Genomic DNA, 16,807 nt, shown 5'->3' with positions numbered 1-16,807 from the left:
AAATAGATGTGACAATATAGTCAAGGACGGATTTTAAAGTTGTTTTTTTCTTTGCGAATAAGACTCTAAAACCAGGTAAAATTGAACCCCAAAAAGTAGGGTTGCTATAACGATATGGATAGTTTGTGTACCAAAAGGAAAATCAAAATAATACATACTTATACCAGTAAGAATTTCGACGAAAAGCAAAAACATAACCCAATTTAGTTTGCTCGCATTTAGATTTAATTTCCTGTTTATGTAGAATAAATAACCGTTTAGCGCAAACACAAGTATCGAAAAAGATCTGTGAATGTAGAATATAACAGTTGGATTTTGGAGCCACATGACCTCTGGAGCTCCTGTTTTTGAAATAATATCTACTTGTTCTCTAACATCTGTACCCAATACAATTTGAACAAGAGTAAGAACTAGTGCTAAGAGTAAAAGGGCATTAAATTTGGTATTAAAAGTAACAGTTTTGTCATTTGTTTTCACGCTGTAAATAACCACAAGTTGAATGGCTAGGATTAACAAAGCAGCGAGCATGTGTGTGGTAATTTTATACGGACTAAGTACAGAATCTACCACTGTTTTACCGAGCCAAGCCTGAAATGCCATCAATAAGCAGACTATAAAGGATAAGTAAATAAGGCTCTTTTGTTTTTTTCTATAACCAGAGGAGAGAACTAGTGTTATTATACAAGCTATGCCCGCTAACGCCCCTAGGAGGCGGTTGATGTATTCAACCCAAGTATGAATGGGATTAAAAACTGCATAATCATGTTTTTGATAAGGTACCCAATTGGATGTTTCAAAATTTTCTTTAGCAACAAAATCCTCCTTAGCAACTAATAACGATTCTTCTTTTATGATTACTTGTCCTCTATTATACTCCTTATTCGGTGTAAAAAGAAGCTCTTTTTGGTCTGTTGGTGGAATGTAATACCCAAAACATTTCGGCCAGTCTGGGCAGCCCATTCCTGAACCAGTTAATCGAACAAAGGCACCTGCAAAGATGACTAGATAAACTAAAACGAGAGCTATTTTTGCGGATTTTAGAAAGTATTTTTGCACAGGAATTCTATTTTGTTGTAAAATTATCTCATTTCTATGGAGTAGGTCACTAGACAATAGTTAAACTTTGACTAAACCTAATTTAGATGCTTTTTTTAGCATAAAATCAAAAGCTGCATCATATTCGTTTGGGATTTCACCCTCAAGAATTGCCTCTTTTATGGCTTCTTTTATGAGGCCAATTTCCCTAGAGGGTTTAATGTTAAAATGTTCCATAATTTCCTCACCAGATATTGGCGGTTGAAAATTACGTACTTGATCACGTTCCTCAACTTCCACAATTTTTTTTCGAACTATTTCAAAGTTTTTGTGGTACTTTTTAAATTTGTTTGGGTTTTTTGTTGTGATATCCGCTTCGCACAGTGTCATTAAGTTTTCTACGTCCTCACCAGCATCAAACACCAAGCGGCGCACAGCAGAATCTGTAACCGTGTCTTGTGACAAAACAATTGGACGCGAACTCATCATGACCATTTTTTGAACAAACTTCATTTTATGGTTAAGAGGCATGTGCAAACGTTCAAATATTTTTTTTGCCATTTTTCCTCCTAGGAATTCATGTCCGTGAAATGTCCAACCTTGTTTTTTATTAAAACGTTTTGTTGGAGCTTTTCCTATATCGTGCAACAACGCAGACCAGCGGAGCCAAACGTCATCCGTGTTGGGACAAATATTGTCAACCACTTCCAGCGTGTGGTAGAAATTATTTTTGTGGGTGTGACCTTCTATTTCTTCAACTTGGTTCAAAGCCGTTAACTCGGGAAGAATAATATCCAAAAGCCCTGTTTTGAACAAATGTAAAAATCCGATTGAAGGTTGATCTGTTGAAAGTATTTTATTCAATTCATCCACGATGCGCTCTCCAGATATGATTTTGATTCGCTCTGCGTTCTTTGTGATGGATTGAAACGAATTTTCTTCTATATCAAAGCCCAATTGGTTCGCAAAACGAATGCCTCTCAACATACGCAACGGATCATCAGAAAAAGTAATATCTGGATCCAAGGGTGTTCTAATTATTTTGTTTTTTAAATCTTCAAGACCGTTAAAGGGGTCTAGTAATTCTCCAAAATTATCTTTGTTCAAAGCTAAGGCAAGTGCATTGATTGTGAAATCGCGTCGGTTTTGATCATCTTGAAGCGTACCATTTTCAACAATAGGATTGCGACTATCAGACTGATAGGATTCTTTTCGAGCACCCACAAACTCAATTTCGGTGTCTTCAAACCGCAACATTGCCGTTCCGTATGTTTTGAAAACCTGAACCTTTGGCTTATTTGGAAGTAATTGAGATACTTTTAAAGCCAACTCAATTCCGCTGCCCACGGCAACAATATCTATGTCTTTTTTAAAGTCTCTCTTCAAAAGTAAATCTCTAACAAAACCACCAATTACGTAACTATCTACGTTAAGTTCTTGAGAAGCGTGAGAGATTACCTCGAAAATTTTTTTATTTAAGGCTTCTTTATATGAAGTTTTAATGCTCATTTTAAAAATGTTTAAAGTCTAAAGTCTAAAGTTGTTAAACTGAAAACTAGAAACTGAATACTGCAAACTATTTTCGAATTACTTTCACCTGAGAATCGTTCGTCAGTTTTATAATTGTCGAAGGTTTACCGGCGATTTTTTCGCGATGCAAATTTACAACATAGTCCACACCTTTTATAATTTCTGGACTAATATCTTTAAATGCAATAGGAGTAGGTTGTCCGGAGATATTTGCTGATGTTGAAACCAGTGGCTTTCTCATCTTTTCCATCAATTTGAAGCAAAATGGCTCTTTTACAATGCGGATTCCCAATGAGTTGTCTCCCGAAACTAAATTTGGAGCTACATTTCTTGGTTTGTCTAAGATTATGGTCGTAGGTTTTTCGGACAGATCAATAATTTGCCAGGCTACTTCAGGAATATCCTTAAAAACATTGTACATCATTTTTTCTCCGTTCATCAAAACAATCATGCTTTGTGTCTCAGCTCTTTGTTTGAGTTTGTATATTTTGGCGACAGCTTCTGGATTTGTGGCGTCACAACCTATGCCCCAAACGGTGTCTGTAGGATAAAGGATAATTCCGCCATCTTTAATAATTTCGAAAGCGTTATGTATTTCTTCGTTAAGATTTTCCATTTTTATTTAAAATATGAGTGACAATTTTATACTTTGCAAAGGAACGAATAAAAATTATTATTATACTATAGGTCTCTTCCGCTAATGTATTATAAGTATAACATCATAAAAGGAAATATAAGATTTTCATAAATATAAAACTACTTGGTTAAAATTTTTTGATGTTGATTTAGTAAAATATGTATGGTATTTAATAAAATGTTTACACAGATTTTTTTTAGTTATTATGATAATTTTTAGTAATAGTGATTGAATATTCGCAAGTAGATTAGTTTTTATTAGTTTAAATAGGTATCTTTTTGTTATTTATTAAAATTGTTTCTTTACTAAATAAAACTACATTTGCGTAATTGTTAAATTATTTATTTAGATGAAAATTATTGTTAAATAGATGTTTTAATTTAAAAAAGCATTCTTATAATTTTCTTTAAATTTATTTGACATGATTATTTACGAAACATTATTTGTTTAGTACAATTTCTAAAGTTGCTTGTAATTAATTTTGTGAAATTGAGATTAAATATAGAAATAGCAATAAAAAAATATAAAAATATGAAAGTAGCATTAGTAACAGGTATTACGGGGCAAGACGGTGCATATTTAGCTGAATTATTATTATCTAAAGGTTACATGGTTCACGGTATAAAAAGGAGAAGTTCTTTATTTAATACACAAAGAATTGATCATATTTATGAAGATCCTCATGTGGATAATCAGCATTTTAAATTGCATTATGGTGATTTGAGCGATTCTACAAACTTGATTCGTATTATTCAAGAAACACAACCGGATGAAATATATAATTTGGGTGCAATGAGCCACGTAAAAGTGAGTTTTGATATACCAGAATATACAGCAAATGCTGACGGAATTGGTACTTTAAGAATCCTTGATGCTGTAAGACTACTAGGATTGACTGATAAGACAAAAATATATCAAGCATCAACATCAGAGTTATATGGATTAGTTCAAGAAGTTCCTCAAAAAGAGTCTACACCTTTTTACCCACGTTCTCCGTATGCTGTTGCAAAGCTTTATGCCTATTGGATTACAGTAAATTATCGAGAAGCATATAATATGTTTGCTTGCAACGGTATCTTATTCAATCATGAAAGTCCTTTAAGAGGAGAGACCTTTGTAACTAGAAAAATTACGCGTGGAGTAGCTCAAATGGCATTAGGGATGCAGGATACATTATATATGGGTAATATAGATTCTCAAAGAGATTGGGGGCACGCCAAGGATTATGTAGAGGCTATGTGGTTGATATTACAGCAAGATATGCCTGAGGACTTTGTTATCTCTACAGGTGTAACAACCACAGTTCGAGAGTTTATTACAATGGCCTTTAGGGAAGTTGGAGTAGAATTGGATTTTAATGGAGAAGGTATTAACGAAACGGGTACAGTAAGATCTACTTCTAACCCAGATTATACTTTTAAAGTAGGACAAATTGTAGTTAAAATCGATCCTGTTTATTTCAGGCCAACAGAAGTTGAATTGCTAATTGGAGATAATACAAAAGCAAGAACAAAATTAGGTTGGTCTCCAAAATACACCTTAAATATGTTGGTTAGCGAAATGATGCAATCTGATTTAGAAATTTTTAAAAAAGAAAAATATTTTAAAAATTTTAAACAATAGTTATTCAAAAAAATATGAAACTCAATTCAAAAATATATGTAGCTGGGCATCGTGGGATGGTAGGTAGTGCAATTGTTAAAGATTTAGAAAATAAGGGATTCACTAATATTATTACTAGGACGTCAGTTGAACTAAACTTAATCGATCAAAATGCTGTTGCCCGTTTTTTCGAAATCGAAATGCCGGAGTACGTTTTTCTTGCCGCTGCAAAAGTGGGTGGTATAATCGCTAATAATACGTACAGAGCTGATTTTATTTATGAAAATATTCTCATTCAAAGTAATGTCATTCATCAAAGTTATAAAACAGGTGTAAAGAAATTGCTTTTTCTTGGATCTACCTGTATTTATCCAAAAATGGCACCACAACCTTTGAAAGAAGAGTACCTCTTAACAGGGATTTTAGAAGAAACGAATGAACCGTATGCTATTGCAAAAATTGCAGGTATAAAAATGTGTGACGCTTACCGAGATCAATACGGTTGTAATTTCATATCTGTAATGCCAACCAATTTATACGGATTTAATGATAATTATGACTTGCAAAATTCTCATGTATTACCAGCATTATTGCGAAAATTTCATGAAGCAAAACAAAACAATGAAAAAGAAGTACTTGTTTGGGGGTCAGGAAATCCATTAAGAGAATTTTTACACGCATCAGATATGGCCAATGCTTGTGTGTATTTAATGCAAAATTATAATGATAAAGGATTTGTAAATATTGGCTCGGGTAAAGAAATTTCTATTTCTGATTTAGCCTTTTTAATAAAGGATATTGTTGGTTTTAAAGGTAATGTTGTCTTTGATGTTACAAAGCCTGACGGTACACCTAGAAAGCTTACTGATACGACTAAATTAAATAGTTTGGGTTGGAAATATTCTATCGAACTTAGAGAAGGAATAACGAAAGTTTATAATGAGAAATTTTAATTTAATTCAGATTTAATTTTTAAGATGAGTAAAATATCGATAATTACGGTTAATTATAATGAAAAGGAAGGCTTAGAGAAAACAATTAAAAGTGTTATAAATCAATCTTGGAAAGATTTTGAATTTATTATAATAGACGGAGGAAGTACAGATGGTAGTAAGGATGTTATAAAAAAATATCAAGATAAAATTTCATTTTGGATTAGTGAACCTGATGCAGGAATTTACAATGCAATGAACAAAGGAATAAGAGCTTCTAAAGGGGAGTTTGTTATTTTTATGAATGGAGGTGATTGTTTTAGTAACGACTCTGTTTTAGAGGAGATTACACCAATGCTGAATGATGAGTTTGATGTTTATTATGGGGATAATTATAATTCTAGGCATGATCAACATAAAAAAATAATAAAATATCCTGAAAAATTAGATTTTACTTTTTTTTATTACCGGACTATAAGTCACCAATCTACTTTTATAAGAAAAAAGCTTTTTGACGAGCATTTTTATTATAATGAAAATTTTAAAGTCTCTTCAGACTGGGAATTTTTTGTATATACACATTGCTATAAAAATGTGCCATATAAATATTTAAATAAAGTGGTTTCTGTTTTTGATTGTAATGGGATTTCTTATGATCCAAAATTTGCAAAAATAATTCAAGAGGAAAGAAATCAAACATATCAAAAATATTTCTCTGCTTTTATAAGTCAATATGAAAATAAAATAGATTTTAATTCCAAAAGATTTCAGCATTTTTTACACATCAAGCAACATAAAATTACATGGTTAATTTTAAAAGGAGTAATGAACTTATTGCTATTATTTATCCCTAAGTTAAAGAAAGAATACTAAAATGAGGTCTTTATTTTTATAAAATGACAGGCCTTTTTTGTGTTATATTAGTATTGACTATCTCCCTTTAATTTTAATTTAAGATAAAAAGAACAATAAATTTAATGTTTTATGAATTTAGAAAGTATTAAGTTTATTTACGTTAAAGTTTATTTATTTTCTTTTACAATTCCATTTTCGCACCAAAATGAAGATGTTGACTTATTCTTGTCTAATATAGCATTATTTTGTCCAATGTTGTTTTTATCTTGCTCATTGTGATGTAGATGATATTGAATTCCTGCTAATCTTAATTTTTTTAAACCAACTCCTTTTTTTATTAGTCGTGAAGCAATTTCTGAGTCTTCTCTTCCCCAAGTGGTAAACTGTTCGTCATAGCCGTTAACTTCGAGTAAATCGTTACGCCAAAAGCTCATGTTACACCCTCTAACTTTAAATATTAATTTTTCAATAGGTTCAGTTTTCGAGTCAATAAAATAATTTACTAAAGGAAAATATACGGCATTGAATCTGTTTTTTATTTTTTTTGAAAAAGGATTAAAAAAAATAGTTTCATTTTTTAACGTTTTGATCGTAGTTTCCTTTGAGAGTAATACCCGAGGTCCGGTTAAAAAACTGTTTTTCTTGGCATTTGTTACGTGATCTTTAATATAATTTTTGTGCAAAATAACGTCGCCATCAACTTGTATGATGTATTCAAATTTTGCATTTGCTATGGCTTTGTTTCTTATTTTGGCAAGTCGAAAACCTTGATCTTCATGCCAAATATGAATTACATTTAGTCTTGAATTTTTGCTAAAGGCTGAAATTAAGTTTTTAGTTTCCTCTCTTGATCCATCATCTGCAATCAGGATTTCATTAGGTAAAACAGATTGTTTTTCAATACTTTTCAATACTAAAAGTAGTGCTTCAGGCCAGTTGTAGGTAGCTATTATTAATGAAACTGTCATTTTATTATAATTCGTTAATTCCGTTGGTAGCTTTTTTTTTATTGCTTGAAATCACTTCTTGTATTAAATCATTATGTCCAACTTCATTTTCTCGTGCGCGTTCGGGATGATAGATATGGTTAACAAAACCGTAATGTTTCATTTTAATTTTGTAAACCGAGTTGTTTATCAATCGAGTTGCAAATTCTTCATCTTCATGTCCCCAACCGATAAGATTATTTTCATAACCATTTATTTTTAAAGCATCTTCTCTCCAATAGGCCATATTGCAGCCCAGCATTTTTCTAGAATTTTGCTGAGGTGTTGCAAGTAGTTTAGCAATATAATAGTTTCTAAATCCGTTAAAACGATTTTTGATATCACTATTAAAAAGTGAAAAGTGTATTGATTTTGTTTCTAATAGTTTTTGAGACAAACTAATTCCCATTCTTGTTCTGCTGCCTCTAACAAAATGTTCTTTCTTAGCAAATTTCAGATGATCTTTTATGAAATTTTTGTCTAAAATAAGATCTCCATCAACTTGAATGACGTATTCAAACTGTGCTTTCTTTATTGCTTTGTTTCTAATTTTTGCCAATTGAAAACCATTGTCCTCCTGCCAAACGTGATGTAATGGCACAGGGAATTTTTTTTGGAAAAAGGCAACAACATCTCGAGTTCGTTCACAGGAACCATCATCAGCTATTATAACTTCGTTTGGGAGTACTTTTTGATATAATACACTTGACAAACATAAATAAAGCGCGCTTTCCCAGTTGTAGGTTGAAATAATTAAGCTGATTGTAGGTTGTGGCATATTTTAAATTAAACTCTAGTAAAACACCATCAATTACATTATTGTAACGTGTCTTTTTATTGTTAATAAAGCAAATGTAATTTTAATTTTTAGATAATCAAATCTCTCTGGAATGTCTTTTTTGTATAGAATTGATCTTTTAAGATAAGATTTGAACTTGCTTGAGCATTATTAATATACGAAAGTACTGCGTTTTCTTGATTTAAGTTCGAGTTCAAAAACATTTGAACTCAATAAGAAAAATAATTTATACATTCGGTAATACATTTCAGTTTAATATATTTGTCAAATGGACGAAGAATTACAAGCAATCATTAAAAACTTTTCCCAAACAGGAACAATTTTCTTTGGTGGGAAACGCAATACGATAAAAACTTTTAGCTACAATGGAGAAATTATTAACATTAAATCATTTAAAATCCCCATTATTTTAAATGGTTTTATTTATAAATATTTTCGAAAGTCAAAGGCCAAACGGTCATTTGAAAATGCTTCTATTTTGAGTAAGAAAGGCATTGGTACTCCAAAACCTATTGCTTACAAGGAAAATTTTAAAGGTGTTTTATTACGAGATAGTTATTATGTATCCGAACATTTAAATCACGATTTTACTTTTGAAAGTATTTTTCATGATCTCCCTCATTTAGACAAAGATAAAATGTTGCGAGGTATTGCTCAGTTTACGTTTAAATTGCATGAAGAAGGGATTGAATTTTTAGATCATTCACAAGCAAATACTCTTGTAAAAGTTGATGCTGATGGCAATTATAACTTTTATTTGGTTGATTTAAATAGGATGAAGTTTCATGCTACAATGTCATTTGAAAAAAGAATGCGTAATATGCATAAACTTACACCAGATGAAAAAATGATTCAGGTTATTAGTAATGAATATGCCAAGCTTTATGGACAGCCAGAAGAAAAGGTATTTTCTACAATGATGCAATACACAAAAGAGTTTTACACCCATTTTTACAAAAAACAAGCTTTAAAAAAGCGACTCAAATTTTGGAAAAAATAATTTTATTTTCCTTTTATAGTGCTATCAAATGAACCAAAAGATATCTGTTTTTATCATTACTCTTAACGAGAATCAAAACATTGCAAGGTGTTTAGAAAAGTTGTTTTGGGCTGATGAAATTATAATAGTAGACTCAGGAAGTAGCGATGAAACTGTTCAAATAGGGTTGTTGTACAAAGCAAAAATCATTTTTCATAAGTTTGAGAACTTTGGTAAACAAAAACAATTTGCATTGTCACAAACCAAAAACGATTGGGTGTTATCTATTGATGCTGATGAGGTTCTCTCAGATTCACTTGTAAACGAAATTCAAAATACGGTTTTTACTTCTGAATTTGTTGGGTATACAATACCTAGAACACATGTTTTTTTGGGTAAAGTTTTTAAGTTTGGAACTGAAAATAAACGTCCTGTACTTCGCTTATTTAATAAAAAAAACGGTTTTTTTATTGAAAATAAAGTACATGAAACTGTTATAGCACAAGGAAAAACAAGGAGTTATGAAAATGAAATGCTGCATTACACTAGTGAAGATGTGACAAAAGGAATCAGTAAATGTGTGAATTATGCTTTGTTAAGTGGAGAGTTTATGTTTGAAAAAGGTAAAAGAACATATTTTATCAAACTACTTTTCAAATTCCCTCTTGAATTTATTAAAGTATATTTATTTAACAGAAATTTTTTAAACGGTTACCAAGGATTCGTATGGAGTATGTTTTCAGCAATTGGAAGTTTTTTAAAATATGTAAAACTGTGGGAATTACAACGTAAATCTATTCACTCTCCAGCTCCTGGTATACGTTCATAACTTGACGAGCTATATTTTCATCATTAAATTTTTGCACAAATTCAAAACCTTTTTCTATCATATTGTTACGATGCTCTTTGTCTACCAATAATTTTTGAATGGCATTTTCAAGATCTATTGCATTTGTAGGGTCAATATAGACTGAATTGGGTCCGCCTGCTTCTGGGAAAACCCCACCTTGAGTTGTAATTACTGGAGTTTTTGAATATAATGCTTCAATAATAGGGATTCCAAAGCCTTCATATAGAGATGGATAAACAAAAATCTTAGCTTGTTGATATAGAATAGCCAGCTCTTCAAGAGTTAGTCCTTTTAAGAAGATTACTTTTTGTTCTAAATTGTGTTTCTTGATGTAGCTTTTTACTTCAATGGCATAATCGGTCTCTTTACCTACAATTACTAAACAAGTATTTATATTATGGAGTGTTTTAACAGCTAGTAAAATATTTTTTCTAGTTTCAATAGTACCCACGTTGAGAATAAATTCTTTTGGCAGATTGTATTTTGATACAACCTTTTTTTTATCGCTCTCAGTGAATTCTTTTTTGAAAACAGCGTGGCATCCTTGATAAATTACTTTTATTTTTGAAGCATCAATTTTTAAAAACTCAACAATATCATCTTTTGTTTGTTCACTAATTGCTATAACCACATCTGCTTGATGCGCAGCTTTGTTGAATTTATAAAAGTGAATTTTGCGATCAAAAAAGGAATATAAATTTGGAAATTTTACAAAAATAAGATCGTGAATGGTAACCACACTTTTTATATTAGCGTAGTTTAGTCCAGACGGGATTTCACCAGATAAACCATGAAAAATCGTAATGCCATCTTTTGTTAAATCCTTTACAACTCCTTTTTGTCTCCATAAATTATAAAATTTTTGGTAAAAAGGAGACTGAGGTTTTTTCTCTACAACATTGATGTTATTAGTTTCAAATAATGTTTTTGTTGCCTTTTTTGGATTGTACAAGTTATAGGTATTATCAGGATAATATTGGCTTAGTAAGCGTATCAAATCACGACTATAGTTACCAAGTCCTGTTTTGTTATGAAAGATTCTTTTTGCTTCAAAGCCAATATTCATCTGATACTTATTTAAACTGCTACGTCATATTCACGTAAAGCATTATTTAATGATGTTTTTAAATCTGTTGATGGTTTGCGGGTTCCAATAATTAGGGCACAAGGCACTTGAAAATCACCTGCAGGAAATGATTTTGTATAACTTCCTGGAATTACTACAGAACGAGCTGGAACGTATCCTTTCATTTCAACTGGAGTTTCTCCGGTAACATCAATAATTTTTGTAGATGCGGTTAGGCACACATTAGCACCAAGAACGGCTTCTTTCCCAACATGCACACCCTCAACTACAATACAACGAGAGCCAATAAAAGCCCCATCTTCTATGATTACTGGAGCTGCTTGTAATGGCTCAAGTACACCACCTATTCCTACACCACCACTTAAGTGAACGTTTTTACCAATTTGTGCACAACTTCCTACTGTAGCCCAGGTATCTACCATAGTTCCCTCGTCAACATAAGCGCCAATATTCACATAACTAGGCATCAAAATTACACCGCTTGAAATGTAAGCTCCATAACGCGCTACAGCATTTGGTACTACACGAATTCCTTTTTCGGCATAGTTTCTTTTTAATAGCATTTTATCGTGGTACTCAAAAATTCCAGATTCCCAAGTTTCCATTTTTTGAATAGGGAAATACATTACCACTGCTTTTTTTACCCATTCGTTTACTTGCCATCCTTCAGCAATAGGTTCTGCAACACGTAATTTCCCTGAGTCTAAAAGTTCTATAACTTCTCTAATAGCATCTGTTGTTGGGGTTTCTTGTAACAAGGCACGATTTTCCCAAGCTTGCTCTATAATTGTTTGTAATGGATTCATCTTTTAATGATTTTTTGGCAAAGATAGGATTTTTAGCCTAAAGCAAAACAGTTAAAAACAGACTAAAATGTTACAGATCTAACTTTAATTTGGGGTATTATTTCATGATATTTTTTTTGTGAAGTTAGTTTTTAATGGTGTTTTGGATCTCAATTTTAGTTATAACAACTGTTTTTTAAGTATGATATTCAAAATTCGTACCTTTGAAAAAAAATATAATGCCAAGAATACTCGCTATTGATTACGGACAAAAAAGAACAGGAATTGCAGTTACTGATGAAATGCAAATTATAGCATCAGGTCTGACAACAGTCGCTTCTAGTACTGCAATCGCTTTTTTAAAAGATTATTTTGCTAAAGAAAAAGTAGAAGCCGTTCTAATAGGAGAGCCTAAACAAATGAATGGACTACCCTCTGAAAGTACTTCCATTGTCAAAGGATTTGTGACTCATTTTACCAATCATTTTCCGGATATGAAAGTCATTCGCGTAGACGAACGATTTACATCCAAAATGGCTTTTCAGTCCATGATTGACAACGGAATGAGCAAAAAACAGCGTCAAAATAAAGCACTTATTGATGAAATTGCAGCAACTATAATGTTGCAAGATTACTTAAATAGAAAATCTTTTTAAGGTTCAAGAGAATATGTTGACTTTTTGAAAAAAATCTTTGAAAAATGTAACTTTTTGGTTCAGTTTTATACTTTTTTTTGGAATTTAATAATTTATCTTTGCATTTTAAAATCTTATTATGCCTGATACAACGATACGTACCCACAGTGAAGTAGTTCTAATAGGAGCTGGAATTATGAGCGCCACTCTAGGTTTAATTTTAAAAGAGTTGCAGCCTGATATTACAATTGAAATATACGAACGATTAGATATGGCAGCTGCCGAAAGTTCTGATGCATGGAATAATGCAGGAACTGGTCACTCCGCTTTTTGTGAGCTAAATTACACTCCAGAAGGCGAAGATGGAAGTATAAATCCAAATAAAGCGATAAGTATTGCTGAATCTTTTGAAGTTTCAAGACAATTTTGGGCTTATTTAGTTCAAGAAAATAAAGTTCCCTCTCCTGAAAAATTTATTAAAAGCATTCCCCATCTAAGTTTTGTTTGGGGCGAAAAAAATATAGAATACCTTAAAAAAAGATTTGAAGCCTTGCAAGCCAATCCTCTTTTCAAGGAAATGATTTTTAGCGAAGATTTTTCTGAATTAAAGAAATGGATGCCTCTAGTAATGGAGGGTAGAAACGAGACCGATAAAGTTGCAGCTACTACAATGGCAATTGGTACTGATGTGAATTTTGGAGAGTTAACTCGAAGTATTTTTAATTACCTTACTAGTCTAGATGGTGTTACGATTCATTTTAATCATGAAGTTCTAAAGCTAAGACAGAGAGAGGATAAATCTTGGAGAATTAAAATAAAGGATTTGGCTAACGGCCAAATACGTAAAGCGTATACTAAGTTTGTTTTTATTGGAGCTGGTGGAGGTTCTTTGCCTTTACTTGAAAAAGCTGATGTTCCAGAAGGAAAAGGATATGGAGGATTCCCGGTAAGTGGTCAATGGCTAAAATGTACTAATCCTGATGTGATTGCAAAGCATCAAGCTAAAGTATACGGTAAAGCTAGCGTGGGCGCTCCGCCTATGTCTGTACCACATATTGATTCAAGAGTTATTAATGGCGAAAAACAATTGCTTTTCGGACCATTCGCAGGTTTCTCAACTCGGTTTTTAAAAAATGGTTCTTATTCTGATTTGCCTTTGTCTATAAAGACAGATAATATTATACCTATGATTGCAGCGGGTATCAAAAATATACCGCTTACTAAGTATCTGATAGAACAAGTGCGTCAATCTCAAAAAGACAGAATCAATGCATTACGAGAGTATGTGCCAGGTGCACGATCCAAAGATTGGGTACTAGAACGTGCAGGTCAGCGTGTTCAAGTTATTAAAAAAGACGAGAAGGAAGGTGGAATACTTGAATTTGGTACCGAAGTAATTACAACTGCAGATGGAACATTATCGGTATTATTAGGGGCTTCGCCAGGGGCATCTACTGCTGTATCTATTATGATTGACTTGATTAGTAGGTGTTTTGTAGACGAATATCAAACTGAAGAATGGCAAGATAAACTTAAGGTTATGGTGCCGTCATTTGGAAAAAAATTAAATGAAAATCCAGAACTACTCAAAGAAGTTCGTGAAAATACGGCCAAAGTATTGAAATTAAACTAATATTTAGGCAATTCATATTTACAAAAAAACGCTAGTCCATATTATGTTCTAGCGTTTTTTTAGCTAATACTCTTTAATGTTTGTGTGGTTTGAACTATTTTTTCAGATAAATTTATTAACCACATGAGTTGTTCTATAACCAGTTGTGCCTCTTGCATAACCGAATCAAAATCAGTTTCAATACTGCTTTTATGTATGCTGATTTCTCTTTGTTGAATGTTTTTTAGTTCTGTGAATCGTAGTTTTAATTCGTTTACAGATGCGGGTAAGGTTCCTGAATTTTTATCATTCAAAGTTTCGATAGCATTTTCTAAATTTAGAATTCCTGTGTTTACCACCGCATTAAATGATTCTGATGCTGCGGTAGTTTTGTGGGATTGAATATAAGTACCTAATGAGGCTATCGAGGAAAGTAAAGAGTGGTTTAAAACGGCTAATTCATACACTTGTTCAAGATGTAATTGTTTTGTTTTGGGTTCTTGAACCATTCTTTGATAAGAAGCCATTAGATTGCCTATTTCTATAAATGCATTTTTTCGAGCTAGTTTATAGGAAATGGATAGCGTACCTTTGTTATTGTAATAGGTAGAAATTTCTTTTAAATAATTTTGGTTGGCAAGTACTGCCTTTTTAATCGTTTCGGGAGCACTTAAAAATTCCCAAGTAGGCCATAAAAAATAATTGGCCACAGCTGCTAGTAAAGCTCCTACAAGAGTATCTACAATTCTATACTGTACAAGTTCATTCACGTTTGGAGTTAGAATTCCGTAAATAAAAACCACATACATGGTTACAAATGTTGCCCCGATTTTATAATTAGTTTGTGAAAATGCAAACCCAAGCAGCATACATAGTACAGAAAACATGCTAATTATAAAATTATCTTTAATAAAATATAGGATTCCAAAAGCAATAATTCCACCAAGGATAGTTCCGGTTATTCGTTGAAACGTGCGTTCTTTAGTTAAACCATATCCGGGTTTCATAATCACAATAATGGTTAACAAAATCCAGTAAGCGTTTTGAAAAGGGAAGTAGTTTCCTAGTGCTAATCCTATTATTAAGGTAGCTGTTATTCGTAATGAATGTCTAAAAATGGAGGATGAAAAACTGAGGTTTTCTATTAATGTTGTCCATGGGTAATGTTGTGGGGTTAAAAATTTCTCTATATCCTTGTCAAGACCTTTGTATTCAAGTGTGTTATAATCTCTTGTAAAAGCATGTTCAATAGTCTTGATTTTATCAACTTGTTTGTCAGCATACTGTAACATGGTGGTTAACATAAAAACTCCTTCGGCTGCTTGTTGTTTACCAAGTGTTATCTCGTATTGAGTGATAACAATTTGCAAGGCATTTATGTCTTCCCAAAAGGAAAGTTTATCGAGTTGTGTTTTTCCTTTTTTAATACTTTTTGAAAAATTCTTTAGGCTTGACGCCAAATGGTAAGCCAATTTTTGATAGGTAGCTAAAACTTTTGGATGATCATCAAATTTATCATGTAGTTTTTCATGATCAAATGCTGTTGATAAAGCCAATTCAAGAATTTCAACTAGGCAAATAAAGACAACAAGCATTTTTCTATTTGCAGCAGAGGAGCCATTAATGCTATGATTGGGTATTAATACTTCTCTTATATTCTGATGAATAACATTGAGTTCTACCTGTAAATGAAGCTGCTTTTCGGTAATTGCTTTTCGATCTGCGTTTAAGGACCACAAATCACCCCTAAGTTTTAAATATTTCGCGGTAAGTTTCATACATTCCTGTATTTGCAGTTCTAAATACCTATTTGGTTTTAGATAATGAAACACAAGAGAGACTATCAAATAAAAAATCCCACCAGCAAAAATTAAAAGCGCGTGAAAAAACATGGGCCAACCCGATGTTGTATTAGAAAATGCTAATGCCAGAGCTACCAAGCAAGAAAAAGATAACATACTAGCCCTTTGACCATAGACAGATACAATTGCAATAGAAAAAATTAATAAAGTAATTATGGGGTAGAAAAAGACTTTATAAGGAAAAAATATATTGACAAAAAGTGTAATAATAGAGGTTGATATTGCTGTAAGCACTATGCCATACATTTTTTGGTTTAAGCTACTTGCTATGTCACTAGGATATGCAAATATGGCTCCTAGTGCAAGTACAAAACCTATATTAAACATCTCAAAATAAGTGAAAACAACTACAGGGATTACTGCTGCAATAGTAACTTTAAGAGCGTTTGTAAAGGAAGCTGTGTCTATAAATTTTTGAATCTGTGTAAGCATATCTTTAGGTTGTTACAAAGATAAGATTTGAAAAAGTTATAAGCGTTATAAACAGCGTACTTCTGTCTAAAAGATTTAATTTATTTTAAAAATTGATAGTATAATATTCATTGTTTATTTTTTACTATTTTTGCAAACTGAATAAAAAAGCTGGATACCATATTTTTTAGCTCCTAATTTTAACACTGT

The 16,807-nt window shown here is 32.0% G+C and carries 15 protein-coding genes; 7 read left to right on the top strand and 8 right to left on the bottom strand.

All coding sequences use genetic code 11. From position 1 onward, the window contains the following. Positions 1-33: 33 nt before the first annotated feature. The 3 genes from IQ05_RS10460 to IQ05_RS10450 all read right to left on the bottom strand — a co-directional run bounded on the left by IQ05_RS10460 (position 34) and on the right by IQ05_RS10450 (position 3,181). Positions 34-1,056 carry a COX15/CtaA family protein gene (locus tag IQ05_RS10460; protein ID WP_144892728.1) on the bottom strand — a complete coding sequence of 341 codons (1,023 nt, stop codon included), beginning with the start codon at positions 1,054-1,056 and terminating at the stop codon, positions 34-36. Between the two features lie 60 nt (positions 1,057-1,116). Continuing rightward, positions 1,117-2,544: a CCA tRNA nucleotidyltransferase gene (locus IQ05_RS10455; protein WP_144892726.1), complete on the bottom strand. Its 1,428-nt coding sequence runs from the start codon at positions 2,542-2,544 to the stop codon at positions 1,117-1,119. A 67-nt stretch (positions 2,545-2,611) separates the two neighbouring features. Next, positions 2,612-3,181: an L-threonylcarbamoyladenylate synthase gene (locus IQ05_RS10450; RefSeq protein WP_144892724.1), complete on the bottom strand. Its 570-nt coding sequence runs from the start codon at positions 3,179-3,181 to the stop codon at positions 2,612-2,614. A gap of 552 nt (positions 3,182-3,733) precedes the next feature. Here IQ05_RS10450 and gmd point away from each other — a divergent pair. The 3 genes from gmd to IQ05_RS10435 are packed head-to-tail and all read left to right on the top strand — an operon-like array spanning position 3,734 to position 6,609. Continuing rightward, positions 3,734-4,825, top strand: a complete 1,092-nt coding sequence (gmd, locus tag IQ05_RS10445) for a GDP-mannose 4,6-dehydratase (protein ID WP_144892723.1) — start codon at positions 3,734-3,736, stop codon at positions 4,823-4,825. 14 nt (positions 4,826-4,839) lie between these two features. Further along, positions 4,840-5,757, top strand: a complete 918-nt coding sequence (locus IQ05_RS10440; RefSeq protein WP_144892721.1) for a GDP-L-fucose synthase family protein — start codon at positions 4,840-4,842, stop codon at positions 5,755-5,757. 24 nt (positions 5,758-5,781) lie between these two features. Next, positions 5,782-6,609, top strand: coding sequence for a glycosyltransferase family 2 protein (locus IQ05_RS10435; RefSeq protein WP_144892719.1), 828 nt, complete (start codon positions 5,782-5,784; stop codon positions 6,607-6,609). 149 nt (positions 6,610-6,758) lie between these two features. Here IQ05_RS10435 and IQ05_RS10430 read toward each other — a convergent pair whose 3' ends face one another. Both IQ05_RS10430 and IQ05_RS10425 read right to left on the bottom strand, forming a co-directional pair. Beyond that, positions 6,759-7,559 carry a glycosyltransferase family 2 protein gene (locus tag IQ05_RS10430; protein WP_144892717.1) on the bottom strand — a complete coding sequence of 267 codons (801 nt, stop codon included), beginning with the start codon at positions 7,557-7,559 and terminating at the stop codon, positions 6,759-6,761. A 4-nt stretch (positions 7,560-7,563) separates the two neighbouring features. Then, the gene (locus IQ05_RS10425) at positions 7,564-8,355 is read right to left on the bottom strand and encodes a glycosyltransferase family 2 protein (RefSeq protein ID WP_144892715.1); all 792 of its coding nucleotides are present in this window, start codon (positions 8,353-8,355) and stop codon (positions 7,564-7,566) included. Positions 8,356-8,644: 289 nt separating this feature from the next. On the opposite strand from IQ05_RS10425, the gene IQ05_RS10420 reads away from it, so the two are divergent. Both IQ05_RS10420 and IQ05_RS10415 read left to right on the top strand, forming a co-directional pair. Then, positions 8,645-9,376: a lipopolysaccharide kinase InaA family protein gene (locus IQ05_RS10420; protein WP_144892713.1), complete on the top strand. Its 732-nt coding sequence runs from the start codon at positions 8,645-8,647 to the stop codon at positions 9,374-9,376. Positions 9,377-9,404: 28 nt separating this feature from the next. Continuing rightward, positions 9,405-10,184, top strand: coding sequence for a glycosyltransferase family 2 protein (locus tag IQ05_RS10415; RefSeq protein ID WP_144892710.1), 780 nt, complete (start codon positions 9,405-9,407; stop codon positions 10,182-10,184). On the opposite strand, the gene IQ05_RS10410 is transcribed toward IQ05_RS10415, so the two are convergent. Next, positions 10,150-11,271: a glycosyltransferase family 4 protein gene (locus tag IQ05_RS10410; protein WP_144892708.1), complete on the bottom strand. Its 1,122-nt coding sequence runs from the start codon at positions 11,269-11,271 to the stop codon at positions 10,150-10,152. The two genes, IQ05_RS10415 and IQ05_RS10410, sit on opposite strands and share 35 nt — an antisense overlap. Before the next feature lie 11 nt (positions 11,272-11,282). Further along, entirely contained in the window at positions 11,283-12,098 is an 816-nt protein-coding gene (locus IQ05_RS10405; RefSeq protein ID WP_144892706.1) for a 2,3,4,5-tetrahydropyridine-2,6-dicarboxylate N-succinyltransferase, read from the bottom strand. A gap of 218 nt (positions 12,099-12,316) precedes the next feature. Between IQ05_RS10405 and ruvX the strand changes: the two genes are divergently transcribed. Next, entirely contained in the window at positions 12,317-12,733 is a 417-nt protein-coding gene (ruvX, locus tag IQ05_RS10400; RefSeq protein ID WP_144892704.1) for a Holliday junction resolvase RuvX, read from the top strand. Positions 12,734-12,851: 118 nt separating this feature from the next. Then, the gene (locus IQ05_RS10395; protein WP_144892702.1) at positions 12,852-14,345 is read left to right on the top strand and encodes a malate:quinone oxidoreductase; all 1,494 of its coding nucleotides are present in this window, start codon (positions 12,852-12,854) and stop codon (positions 14,343-14,345) included. Between the two features lie 59 nt (positions 14,346-14,404). On the opposite strand, the gene IQ05_RS10390 is transcribed toward IQ05_RS10395, so the two are convergent. After that, positions 14,405-16,618: an FUSC family protein gene (locus IQ05_RS10390; RefSeq protein WP_144892700.1), complete on the bottom strand. Its 2,214-nt coding sequence runs from the start codon at positions 16,616-16,618 to the stop codon at positions 14,405-14,407. Positions 16,619-16,807: the final 189 nt, after the last annotated feature.

Origin of the sequence: Flavobacterium tiangeerense, from assembly GCF_007830355.1 — a bacterium.
GTDB classification, from domain to species: domain Bacteria; phylum Bacteroidota; class Bacteroidia; order Flavobacteriales; family Flavobacteriaceae; genus Flavobacterium; species Flavobacterium tiangeerense.
Note: the sequence above shows the minus strand (reverse complement) of the source record. Positions and strands in the feature narration are given on the sequence as shown.